The sequence below is a fragment of the Burkholderia sp. LFS061 genome, from assembly GCF_047978125.1.
Lineage (GTDB): Bacteria > Pseudomonadota > Gammaproteobacteria > Burkholderiales > Burkholderiaceae > Burkholderia > Burkholderia pyrrocinia_C.
The window spans coordinates 1-229 of sequence record NZ_JBFPFS010000180.1 but is presented as its reverse complement, the minus strand read 5'-3'; the positions used below and the strand labels follow the sequence as shown (position 1 = coordinate 229).

At 73.4% G+C, this 229-nt stretch carries 1 pseudogene; it reads right to left on the bottom strand.

Going from position 1 to position 229, the window contains the following annotated elements:
• Positions 1-229, bottom strand: a pseudogene (locus tag ACNQQL_RS36250) (type II secretion system protein GspL); the annotation flags it as partial.

The following is a 229-nucleotide window of genomic DNA, read 5'->3' as shown; positions in this document are numbered from 1 at the left end:
GAGCGTCGCCGCGACGAGTGCGATCGGCACGCGCAGGCGCTTCACCGTCGCGCGGTCGAAGCGCCACGGCTGCGACTCGAATTCGAACTGGCACAGATCGAAACGCTCGGTTAGCGCACGCCGCGCGAACGTGTCGAACGACAGCGGCGCGGCGCCCGGCAGCAGCGGGCCGTCGGTGCGGCCGACCGACGCGAGCCGCGGCTCCGCGCCCGGCTCGCCGAGTTCGTAC